The sequence below is a fragment of the Streptomyces sp. NPDC030809 genome (assembly GCF_055572195.1).
On sequence record NZ_JBVIDV010000008.1, the window covers coordinates 1 to 11,398 of the forward strand.

Below are 11,398 nucleotides of genomic sequence, written 5' to 3' on the forward strand. Positions count from 1 at the left end.
CAAGTGGGGCCTGGAGTACATGAACGAGCGCTACGGCAGCCCCGTCGGCGCCTGGAACTTCTGGCAGACCCACCACTGGTACTGAGCCGGCGCACCCGCCGGCACCGGCCGCACCGGCCGGACCCGCACGCACGAGAACGCCCGCCCGGACCTCCCGGCGGGCGTTCCGCCGTTTCCCCGCCCCCCGCGCCCACGCCGGCCCGCGCCCGCCCCCGGCACCCGCGCGCTGCCGGGGCGCTCGGCCGGGCGGTCTCAGCGGCCCCCGGTCCGCTCCCGGGCGGGGTCCGCCGGGGGCTCGGGCAGCCAGTCGCGCGCCGGGTCGTACTCCAGCCAGCGGCTCCGCCCCGCCTGCCCCGCACAGGCCGCGGCCAGGCGCGCCAGCCCCGGATGCCGGCTGTCGCCGTGCCACAGCAGCGACCACGCGTACAGCGGCGTCGGGTCCACCAGCGGGACGGAACGCAGCCCCGGGACCTCGGGGAGGGGCAGGTCCGCGGGCACGAGGGCGAAGCGGCGCGGATCCTCGGTGATCCCGGAGAGGAAGGGGGCGAGCCCCAGGTTGAGGCCCGCGGCCCGCTCCGCGATGCCGAACCGCTCGGCGAACCGGTGCAGGAAGTCGAGGCGGTCCAGCGGCCCGGGCGCCCACAGCACACCGGCCCGCAGCTGCGCAGGCTCCAGGGCCGGTTCGGACGCCAGCGGATGGGCGGTGCTCAGGACGGCGTCCACGGGTTCGAGACGGACGAGCCGGTGGGCCAGCGCCGGGTGCAGCGGCGGGTGCACCCGGCCGAAGGCCGCGTCGATCTCGCCGCTCAGCAGGGACGCCGTGACCGAGGGCAGGTCCCGGCCGTGCCCCGGCACCAGCTCCCCCGCCTCCTCGGCGACCCTGGCCAGGGTCCGCATCGGCGCGTACAGGTGCCCCCACACGTCCACCCGCAGCGGCCGGTCCGCCCCGGCCACCGCCGCGACCGCGGAGTCGGCGGCGGCCACGGCCTGTCGGGCCGGTGCCAGGAAGCGCCGCCCGGCCTCGGTGAGGCGCACGCCCGCGCCCCCGCGCTCGAACAGCCGGGTGCCGAGCAGGGACTCCAGCCGCGCGACCCGCTTCGACAGCGCCTGCTGGGAGATGGCGAGCATCCCGGCAGCCCGCCCGAAGTGCAGGTCCTCCGCGGCGCACACGAACGCGCGGACCTGCGCCACGTCGAGATCCATGGCCCTCACCTTAGGCGACAACCATCGGTTGTCGATCCTGCGCACCGGTTGTTGGCCCACCGGGCGGCTGCCGGGGTTGCATGCCCGGTACGCAGCGACCGCTTCCCACGGGCCTCCCGCCCGGCCGGCCGCGCCCCCGACGGAAGGAACCGCACCATGGACGCCCACGCGTTCGCAGCCGCCCAGTGGACCCGGGCCACCGGCGCGGGAGTGGACCCCCACGAGTACCGGTGGGTCACCGACGCACTCGCCTCCGCGGCCGACTGGGGCCCGGCCCTGGTCCGCACCGCACGCGCCCACCTCGCCCGCGCGGACCGGGCGGGCTCGCCCACCTCGGCCGGCGGCCACCTCCTCACCGCGGCCCGCTGGTTCCACCTCGCCACGCTCGCCCCGCACCCCGGGGCCCACCGCGCCGCCGCCGACGCGGACCGGGCCCTGGGCCGGGCCCTGACCCTGCTGGAGCCCGGTGCGCGCCGCGTGAGCGGCGACGGGTTCACGGGCTGGCTGCGCGGCCCGGCCGGCGCCCCGGCCACCGTGATCCTCGTCCCGGGCCTGGACTCCGCCAAGGAGGAGTTCCTCGACCTCGCCTCCGCGCTGCTCGCCCGGGGCCTGGCCGTGTTCGCCATGGACGGCCCCGGACAGGGCGCCCTCGCCGCCACGACCAGCCTGCGCGCCGAGTACGAGCAGGTCGTCGGCCGGGTCCTCGACGCCCTCCGCCTCCCGCACGCGGGGCTCGTCGGCCTCAGCCTGGGCGGCTACTTCGCCGCCCGCACCGCCGCACTGGAGCCGCGCGTCAAGGCCGCCGCCACCGTCAGCGGCCCCTTCCGCCTCGACTGGGAGGAGCTGCCCCCGCCGGTCAAGGAGATCATGACCCGCCGCGCCGGGGGAGCGGGCGCCGCCCGCACCCTCGCACGGCAGGTGGACCTGACCGCCCTGGCACCGCGGATCACCGCCCCCCTCCTCGTCGTGGACGGGGCACAGGACCTCATCCCCGGCGTCACGAACGGCGAGCCCCTGGCCCGCCTGGCCCCCCGCGGCACCCACCTGTCCGTCCCGCACGGCGACCACCTCCTCGGCAACGCCCGCGCCGACTGGCTGCCCCGGCTCGCCGACCACTTCGTCCACACCCTCACCGAAACCCGGCCGTGAACCACCCGGCACCCCCGCGACAGCACGTGACCGACCGGACGCACGCCGCGCCCACCGCGGCCCGGCCGCCGAAAGTGCTACAACTGGGTGCGTGATCCCTCCTCGCCGCCGGTGCCGGGCACGCCAGTGCGGACACCCCTGAGCAGCCGATCCCCGAGCGTCGCCCGCCAGGTATTCGTCCTCCAGGTGGCGATCGTGGTGTTGCTCGCAGGCGGCGCGCTCCTGGCGCTGCTGCTCCAGTCGCAGCACGACGTGGACCAGGAGGCACGCAACCGGTCGGTGGCGGTGGCCCAGACCTTCGCGCACGCCCCGGGCCTGCTGGATGCGCTGAAGGCGCCCGATCCCTCCGCCGTCCTGCAGCCGCTCGCCGAGAAGACGCGCAAGGACGCCGGCGTCGACTTCATCGTGGTCATGGACACCAAGGGCATCCGCTACACCCACCCCCAGCCGGACCGCATCGGCAAACGGTTCGTCGGCACCATCGGCCCCTCCCTCGCCGGGCTCACCCGCACCGAGAGCGTGAACGGCCCCCTCGGCCAGGAGATCCAGGCCGTGGTCCCGGTCACCGCGCCCGACGGCCGGGTCGTCGCCCTCGTCTCGGCCGGCCTGACGGTCGAGAACGTGTCCGGCGCCGTCGACCGCCAGCTCCCCGTGATCCTCCTGGTGACCGCGACCGGCCTGGCCCTGGCCACCACCGGCACCGCCCTCATCAGCCGGCGGCTGCGGCGCCAGACCCACGGCCTCGGCCCGCTGGAGATGACCCGGATGTACGAGCACCACGACGCGGTGCTCCACGCCGTCCGCGAAGGGGTGGTCATCACCGACGGGCAAGGGCGGCTGCTGCTGGCCAACGACGAGGCCAAGCGCCTGCTCGGGCTGCCCGAGGACGCCGACGGCCGCCTCATCGCCGAGGTCCCCGGCCTGGACCGCCGGATGGCCCGGCTCATGCTGTCGGGCCGGGTCGCCACCGACGAGGTGCTGGAGACCGGCGACCGGCTGCTCGTGGTCAACCAGCGGCCCACCCGGCCCGGCGGCCGGGCCGACGGCAGCACCGCCATCACCATCCGCGACTCCACCGAGATGCAGATCCTGAGCAGCCGGGCCGACGCGGCCCGCCGCCGGCTCAAGCTGCTCTACGACGCGAGCGGGGACATCGGCACCACCCTCGACGTGGTGCGCACCGCCGAGGAACTCGCCGCGGTCTCCGTCCCCCGCTTCGCGGACTTCGTCACCGTCGACCTCGCCCTCCCCGTACTCGAAGGCGACGAACCCGGTCCGGACACCGACATGCGCCGCACCGCGGTCAGCGGCATCCGCTCCGACCACCCCCTCTACCCCCGCGGCAGCCTCATCGCCTTCCTGCCGTCCACCCCCCAGGCCCGCGGCTACGGCACCGGCAAGGCGGAACTCGTCCCCGACCTCGCCGCCGCTCCCGGCTGGCACGCCCAGGACCCGCCCCGGGCCCGGGCCATCGTCGAGTACGGGATCCACTCGCTGATCGCGGCCCCGCTCACCGCCCGCGGCGTGGTCCTGGGCGTGGTCAACTTCTGGCGCTCGGAGAAGCCGGAGCCCTTCGACGAAGACGACCTCTCGATCGCCGTGGAACTCGTCACCCGCGCCGCCGTCAGCATGGACAACGCCCGCCGCTACACCCGGGAACACGCCCTCGCCGTCACCCTCCAGCGCAGCCTCCTGCCGCGGGCCCTGCCCGAGCAGAGCGCCGTGGACGTGGCCCACTTCTACCTGCCCGCGCAGTCCGGGGTGGGCGGGGACTGGTTCGACGTGATCCCGCTGTCCGGCAGCCGGGTCGCACTCGTCGTCGGCGACGTCGTCGGACACGGCCTGCACGCCGCCGCGACCATGGGCCGGCTGCGCACGGCCGTCCACAACTTCGCCTCCCTCGACCTGCCGCCCGACGAGCTCCTCGCCCGCCTGGACGACCTCGTACAGCGCATCGACCACGACGGGGACGGCGGCCGCACCGACGGCGGAATCCTCGGCGCCACCTGCCTGTACGCCGTCTACGACCCGGTCTCCCGGCAGTGCACCATGGCGCGGGCGGGCCACCTGCCGCCCCTGCTGGTCGCACCGGACGGCAGCACGGAGATCGTGGAACTGCCCGCAGGCCCCCCGCTGGGGCTGGGCGGCATGCCCTTCGACACCGCCGAGCTGCACCTCGACGAGGGCAGCCAGCTGGTCCTGTACACCGACGGGCTGGTGGAGGAGCGGACCCGGGACATCGGCGAGGGCCTGGAACTGCTGCGCGCGGCGCTCAGCCACCCCGACCGCGACCCCCAGGACACCTGCCGGGCCGTCCTCGACGCCCTGCTGCCCACCCCGCCGGCCGACGACGTGGCCCTCCTGATCGCACGCACCCGGACCCTCGGCCCGGACCGGGTCGCCGAGTGGGACCTGCCCTTCGAAGCGAGCGCCGTCGGCGAGATCCGCAACGCCGCCGCGCGCCGGCTCGACGCATGGGAACTGCCCGAACTGGCCTTCGCCACGGAGCTGATCCTCAGCGAACTCGTCACCAACGCCCTCCGGCACGGCAGCGCGCCCGTACGGGTCCGGCTGCTGCACGACCAGGGTCTGACCTGCGAGGTGTGGGACGGCAGCAGCAGCGCCCCGCACCTGCGGTACGCGGCCACCACCGACGAAGGAGGGCGCGGCCTGTTCCTGGTGGCCCACCTCAGCGAACACTGGGGCACGCGCTACACGCCCGAGGGCAAGGTCATCTGGGCCCGGCTGTCCCCGGCGGGCGGCCCGGAGGCCGTGGAGGGCCCGGAACCGGACCTGTCGGCCTTCCTGGACGCGGAACCCCTGTGAGACACGGCGGGTGCGCCGGGCTCGGACCCGGGATCCGGGGAGCGGCGCACTCCTCGCCACTTTCAAGGTACAGCCCGGAGGGGGCCTTGCCGCAAGGCCCGGGGTACGGCGCACAATCGGCGGTCCGACCCGGAGGTGGCGCAGTGATCGAGCAGTACGTGTGGGACGTGCAGGACGTCGAGGAGACGCAGGCGGAGGCCGTCGGCGGCAAGGGCGCGCAGCTGGCCGCGCTGTCGCGGATCGGGGGGATCCGCGTACCGGACGGCTTCTGCGTGACCACCGAGGCGTTCCGGCGGGTCATGGCGGACCTGCCGTCCGTCCGCCCGCTGCTCGACCGGCTGGCGGGCCTGGACCCGGAGGACCGGCAGGCGATCCGCTCGCTCAGCGCGCAGCTCCGCGGGGCCGTCGAAGGCATCACCGTCCCGCCCGAGGTCGCGGCGGCCGTCGCCCGCGGGCTCGCCCGGCTCGGTGCGGACACGGCCTGCGCCGTCCGGTCCAGCGCCACGGCCGAGGACCTGCCCACGGCCTCCTTCGCCGGCCAGCACGACACGTACCTCGGCGTCGTGGGGGAGGCGGAGGTCCTGCGGCACGTGGTCAGGTGCTGGGCCTCGCTGTTCACCGAGCGGGCCGTCGCCTACCGGCTGCGCAACGGCATCGACCACCGCACGGTGCACATGGCCGTGGTCGTGCAGCGGATGGTCCACCCGGAGGCCTCCGGGGTCCTGTTCACGGCCGACCCCGTCACGGGGAACCGGAAGGTCGCCACCGTGGACGCGGGCTTCGGCCTCGGCGAAGCCCTGGTCTCCGGCCTGGTGGACCCCGACGTGTTCACGGTGCGCGAGGGGGAGATCGTCGCCCGATCGGCCGCCGGCGCCCGGGACGCCGCGGACTCCGCTCCGCAACCGCGCCCGGACCGCCCGGCGCTGACGGATGCGCAGGTGCTGGAGCTCGTCCGGCTCGGGCGGCGGATCGAGGCGCACTTCGGCCGCCCCCAGGACATCGAGTGGTGCCTGGCCGGGGACGGGTTCCGGTTCGTCCAGAGCCGACCGGTCACCACCCTGTTCCCCGTCCCGGAGCGCGGCGACGGGGAGAACCGCGTCTACGTCTCGGTCGGGCACCAGCAGATGATGACCGACCCCATGAAGGCCCTGGGGCTGTCCCTGTGGCAGCTGACGGCCATGGTGCCCATGCACGAGGCGGGCGGGCGGCTGTTCGTGGACGTCACGGGCCGCCTGGCCACGCCCGCGGCCCGGGCCGGTCTGCTGGACGTCCTGGGGAAGGGCGATCCGCTGGTCAGGGACGCGCTGGAGACCGTACTCGACCGGCCGGACTTCGTTCCGCTGCTGCCGGACGCGGCGCCGACCGCCGGGCCCCCGGGGGGCGCCGCCCCCGCCCCGGTGGCGACCGATCCGGCGATCGTCGACGCACTGGTCGAGCGCAGCCGGGCCTCGGTCGACGAACTCGCGCGGGAGATCCGTACGAAGAGCGGGCCGGCCCTGTTCGACTTCCTCCTCGAAGCCTTCGAGGAGCACAAGCGCCTCCTCGGCGACCCGCTGAACATCCAGGCGGTCATGGCGGGCATCGAGGCCACCTGGTGGCTCAACGACACCCTGGAGGAGTGGCTCGGCGAGAAGAACGCCGCCGACACGCTGACCCTGTCCGCCCCCGGCAACATCACCTCGGAAATGGGGCTGGCGCTGCTCGACGTGGCCGACGCGATCCGCCCGCACCCGGAGGTGGTCGCCTTCCTCAAGGGCGTCGGCGACGGGGAGTTCACGGCGGAGCTGGCCGGGCTCCCGGGCGGCCCCGAGGCCCGCGCCGCCATCGAGGACTACCTCGACCGGTACGGGATGCGCTGCGTGGGCGAGATCGACATCACGCGCCCGCGCTGGCGGGAGCGCCCCGGCACCCTGGTGCCCGTGATCCTGGACCACGTCGCGAACTTCGGGCCGGGGGCCGCCGCACGCCGCTTCGAGGAAGGGCGGCGCAAGGCGCAGGAGAAGGAGCGGGACGTGCTGGCCCGCCTGCGCGCCCTGCCGGACGGGGAGCGGAAGGCCGCCGAGGCCAAGCGCATGATCGACCGGGTCCGCACCTTCATCGGCTACCGGGAGTACCCGAAGTACTGGATCGTCAGCCGCTCCTACGTCTACAAGCAGGCCCTGCTGGCGGAGGCCGGGCGCCTGGTGCGGGCCGGGCTGCTGCACGAGCCGGAGGACGCCTTCCACCTCACGTTCCGGGAGCTCCACGACCTCGTGCGCGCCGAACGGGCGGACGCCGGGCAGGTCGGACGGCTCGTGGCACGGCGCAAGGAGGAGTTCCGCTCGTACCGCGCCCTCACCCCGCCCCGGGTCCTCACCTCGGACGGCGAGGCCCTGAACGGGTCCTACCGGCGCGATGACGTGCCGGCCGGCGCCCTGAGCGGCCTGCCGGTCTCCGCCGGGACCGTCGAGGGGCGGGCCCGCGTCATCCTCGACATGGCGCAGGCCGATCTCGGACCGGGCGAGATCCTGGTGACCCCCTTCACCGACCCCAGCTGGTCCCCGCTGTTCGTCACGGCCGCCGCCCTGGTGACCGAGGTCGGGGGACTGATGACCCACGGTGCGGTCATCGCGCGGGAGTACGGCCTGCCGGCCGTCGTCGGCGTGGCGGGGGCCACCCGGCTGATCCGGGACGGGCAGCGCATCCGCGTGCACGGCACCGGCGGGTACGTGGAGCTCCTGGACTGAACGCCGCGGCGGCGGCCCGCGCCCGTCCCGCTGGGGGAGGGCGGGGGCCGCCGCCGGCGCCCAGGTGCTCAGGCGGTCGGGCCCAGGGGTCCGGCGGACCGGCTCACCTGGTCCGGGTGGACAGGCTCACGCCGCTGAAGTCCTGCGCGGCGGCGAGGCTGAAGTAGACCCAGCCGGACGGGGGGTTGTCGATCGTCAGGGTCTCGCCGTTGCCGGCGTTGACGGACTTCGCCAGGTGGCCGGCGGTGGTGGCCCAGCTGCCGCCGCCGTAGTACAGGTCGGCGTTGCCGGTGCCGCCGCTGCTGGTGACGGTCAGCTGCCTGACTCCGGCCGGCAGGTACACGAAGTGGTAGCTGTAGTTGCCGGCGGCGGCCGCGAGGTTGTCCCGGCGGCAGTTCTGGTCGAACTGGCGGGGGTCGGGGAGGGTGCACAGCGGGGCGGCCGGGGACGGGGCGTCCGGCAGCGGGCCGCAGTCGCGGGTGGCGCAGGCGGTGCTCAGCCAGGTGGCGAACCCGGCGTCGTAGGAGGTGCCGATGGTCTGCTTCAGGAAGGTGCGGGCACCGTTCCAGTCACCGGCGCGGTACTTGCCGAGCACGGTCTGCACGTCGGCGGGGTGCGCCTGGAGCATGTAGCGGACCGCCAGCCAGCCCCAGCGGTACACCCGGTTGGAGTTGACCTGCGGGTCCTCCTCCTGGCCGTAGACGGTGTCGAACAGCTCGCTCAGCTTGTACGTGTTCCTGCCCGCCTCGGCGATCGCCTCGGCGTTGCGCTCGCCCCGGTAGCCGAAGGAGATGTTCTCCGCGATGCCCTCGACCCACCAGATGGTCGGGGTGACGATGCCCGCCTCGAAGTCCCCGGCCATGTTGAAGCGGCCGTCGAGGTAGTGGGTGTACTCGTGGTTGAGGTTCCAGATCTGGAACTCGGGGCGCAGCCAGTGGGCCTCGTGGGCGATGAAGCGGGCCTGGTTGCCGGGCGCGGCCGGGTTGCCCTCCTCGTACATGCCGCCGTTGTCCACGTCGATGTTGTAGATGGCCCAGGCGTACAGCGCGTACTGGGTGTAGTCGTCGAACACGACCACTTCGAGGTCGGTGTTCACGTCACCGGGGATCGCGCCCGTGTCGCCGATGATCCGGTGGAAGTAGGCGTCCTGGTTGACCAGGCTGGTGCAGGTGCTCTCCAGCTGGCCGGGGGACATGTCCTGGGCGCGGATCTTCAGCCCGGGGTTGCACGTGTGCTGGATCGGCAGGACCAGGGGGAGCACCCGGTCGCCCAGGTCGCAGATGGCGTACGCCGCGCAGTTGCCCCGGTCGAACTGGCGGGTGGACCAGCCCAGGTTCATGGTGATCGGCGCGGTGGGACCGATGTGGGGGTACCGGTTGATCAGGTCCTTCAGCAGCGGCCGGACCCGGTCCTTGAGCTCGGGGACGTCCAGGGCGTAGCCGAGGTGGCGGCCCACGTTGCTGACCACGTCGAGGCGGTTGAGCTGCGCGCCGTTGCGCGTGATGAAGCCGGCCCAGGTGTCGAGGATGGCGGGGTCGGCCTTGAGCGCGGCCCGCCAGCCGCGGGCGTCGTTCTTGGCCTTGAAGCCGTTCTCGACGACCCACTCGACGTGCTGCATCGCCAGGTTCATCTGGCCCGGCCAGGTGCCGTTGTAGCTGCCGAGCAGCCACTTGACGACCCCCGCGTACCGGCCGGCCGTGTGGGTGCTGTCGATCAGCGTGACGACCTCGTTGAGGATCTCGCCGTTGGCGTCGGTGACGTCCCTGCTGCGCGGGGCGGCGAAGAAGGCGTCGAGCGCGCCGCGTGCGGCGGTGTCGAGCGCCGTGCCGTAGGGGCCGACGACGTCCGCGTTGTTGTCCTGCACGTAGTAGCCCGCGCGCAGGAACAGCACCAGCTGTCCGATGGAGGCGCCGTTGCCGCCCGTGTACCCGGCGGAGGCCTCGCGGAGGGCGTCGGCGACGGTCACCATCTGGGCCTCGCGGAAGGCCTTCCGCGCGTTGTCCCCCGTGAGGCCGAACAGGGGGTAGGTGCAGTTGATGCGGGGGAGGGCCTTGAGCTGCTGGACCAGCGCGCTGCCGGTGGCGTTGACGATGCCGGAGAGGTCCCCGCAGTCGTCGGCTGCGATGGCGGCCGAGGGCTGCTTGCCGGTCGTGGAGGGCTTGGCCGGCTTGGTGGCGGGCTGGGTCAGAGGGGCCGGGGCCGGGGCGGTCTCCTCGGGGCTGTCCTGGGCGGAGATCCGGAAGCGCGGGTTCTTCGCCGTCGCGTGGGGCGACTTGGGGACCGGGATCGACCGGGGCGCGGAGGCCGCGGTGGCGCCCGCGAGCGCTCCGGCCGGGGCCGGGGCGGTGCCGGCTGCGGCCTGGCTCGGGGGAGTGAACAGGCCGAGGGCCATGAAGACGGCTGCGCCGAGCGCAGGGAGCCTGCGCGCGGCCTTGGATATCCGGAAGGGATGCATCTGTGGGGGCCTCCGGGGCCGGATGGCCACGTGCACGTAACACGGGCGTCTGACGTGTGACATGTAAAATTTCACATGTCGCATCACTCCGGAAGGCTTTCGGCCAGATTATCGGCCACCGCAACTGAAACGTCATCAACTGCCCCCGCCGCCAAGGGCGGGGGCAGGACGGAGCGGTCAGGGTACGAGCAGGCGGAAGCGGCCGTCGACGCGGTTCCAGTTCCTGTCGTACGTGGACACGTGGAAGGTGTCGGTCGCATTGCCGCACACGGGGCTCGGGACGGTGTCCACCCGGGCGAACCCGGTGCCCCAGTAGCGGTTGACGAGCGGGATGGTCGAGCGGATGTCGATGTTCGCCTCGCGGCTCGCCTTCACGCAGTACTCGCCGGGGCCCTTCCGGACCACCCAGGCCACGTGCCGCTGGCGCAGGATCGTTCCGTCGGCCTCGGAGTCCACGGCGAGCTGCGCATACGGCGCCTCGCCCCGGTTCACGCCGTTGCCCGCATCGGCGAGGGCGAGGCCGGCACCGGTCAGGGCGGCCGCGCCGACCACGGCAACTGCTGCGCCGGTCATGGCGCGTCGGCTGGTGAGGATTCGGGGCAAGGGACTCTCCCGGGGGACGGGGCCGCCGGCCGGCGGGCGGTGGCCGGAGAGGGGGACAAGCCGCCTGCGTGCGGGGCACACCGCAGCGGTGTGGCCCGGCCCTCCGGAGGGCTCGCGGCGTGGGCCCCGGAGGCTGTTGCCGGGGCCAGTTGCGATGGTGGCGCCCACTTCCGGCCCGCCGGGCTCCGACGTTCACCCACCCCCCTGTCCGGCGTAAGAAGATCGCACAGTCGGACCAGTCCTACGACAGGGCCGCCCCGGTGAACCTGCGCACCGCGCCGTACGCAGGCCCACCCGGTCCGGTCCGGTCCGGTCCGAGCGGTGCGGCGCCTCCCGTGTCTTTTCCCGGCCAGGCACCGCCTTTCGACCGGGGGAACCGGTGCCCCGGCACTATGCTGACGGGCTGTTCTCCGTCGTACCGGAACAAACCGGGCCC

General features: G+C 74.2%; 7 protein-coding genes. 4 read left to right on the top strand and 3 right to left on the bottom strand.

What is annotated here, in order from left to right:
• Window positions 1-10: 10 nt before the first annotated feature.
• On the top strand, window positions 11-85 hold the full coding sequence (locus ACZ407_RS12970; RefSeq protein WP_468125452.1) for a hypothetical protein: 75 nt from the start codon (window positions 11-13) through the stop codon (window positions 83-85).
• 167 nt (window positions 86-252) lie between these two features.
• On the opposite strand, the gene ACZ407_RS12975 is transcribed toward ACZ407_RS12970, so the two are convergent.
• Window positions 253-1,203 (bottom strand): LysR family transcriptional regulator, encoded by a 951-nt coding sequence (locus ACZ407_RS12975; protein ID WP_468128066.1) that lies wholly within the window; start codon window positions 1,201-1,203, stop codon window positions 253-255.
• 156 nt (window positions 1,204-1,359) lie between these two features.
• Here ACZ407_RS12975 and ACZ407_RS12980 point away from each other — a divergent pair, with 156 nt between their 5' ends.
• The 3 genes from ACZ407_RS12980 to rph all read left to right on the top strand — a co-directional run bounded on the left by ACZ407_RS12980 (window position 1,360) and on the right by rph (window position 7,904).
• Window positions 1,360-2,352, top strand: coding sequence for an alpha/beta hydrolase family protein (locus ACZ407_RS12980; RefSeq protein ID WP_468128068.1), 993 nt, complete (start codon window positions 1,360-1,362; stop codon window positions 2,350-2,352).
• A gap of 186 nt (window positions 2,353-2,538) precedes the next feature.
• On the top strand, window positions 2,539-5,178 hold the full coding sequence (locus tag ACZ407_RS12985) for a SpoIIE family protein phosphatase (RefSeq protein ID WP_468128070.1): 2,640 nt from the start codon (window positions 2,539-2,541) through the stop codon (window positions 5,176-5,178).
• 143 nt (window positions 5,179-5,321) lie between these two features.
• Window positions 5,322-7,904, top strand: coding sequence for a rifamycin-inactivating phosphotransferase (rph, locus tag ACZ407_RS12990; RefSeq protein WP_468128072.1), 2,583 nt, complete (start codon window positions 5,322-5,324; stop codon window positions 7,902-7,904).
• A gap of 103 nt (window positions 7,905-8,007) precedes the next feature.
• Here rph and ACZ407_RS12995 read toward each other — a convergent pair whose 3' ends face one another.
• Together ACZ407_RS12995 and ACZ407_RS13000 are read right to left on the bottom strand one after the other, a co-directional pair.
• Window positions 8,008-10,359, bottom strand: coding sequence for a M9 family metallopeptidase (locus tag ACZ407_RS12995; RefSeq protein ID WP_468128074.1), 2,352 nt, complete (start codon window positions 10,357-10,359; stop codon window positions 8,008-8,010).
• A gap of 177 nt (window positions 10,360-10,536) precedes the next feature.
• Complete coding sequence (locus ACZ407_RS13000; RefSeq protein ID WP_468128075.1) at window positions 10,537-10,962, bottom strand: hypothetical protein; 426 nt, start codon at window positions 10,960-10,962, stop codon at window positions 10,537-10,539.
• Between the last annotated feature and the right edge of the window lie 436 nt (window positions 10,963-11,398).

Excerpts from the sequence above, each read along its gene's own strand:
- ACZ407_RS12975 (WP_468128066.1), bottom strand. The coding sequence starts at position 1,203 with ATGGATCTCGACGTGGCGCAGGTCCGCGCGTTCGTGTGCGCCGCGGAG.
- ACZ407_RS12995 (WP_468128074.1), bottom strand. The coding sequence starts at position 10,359 with ATGCATCCCTTCCGGATATCCAAGGCCGCGCGCAGGCTCCCTGCGCTC.
- ACZ407_RS12980 (WP_468128068.1), top strand. The coding sequence starts at position 1,360 with ATGGACGCCCACGCGTTCGCAGCCGCCCAGTGGACCCGGGCCACCGGC.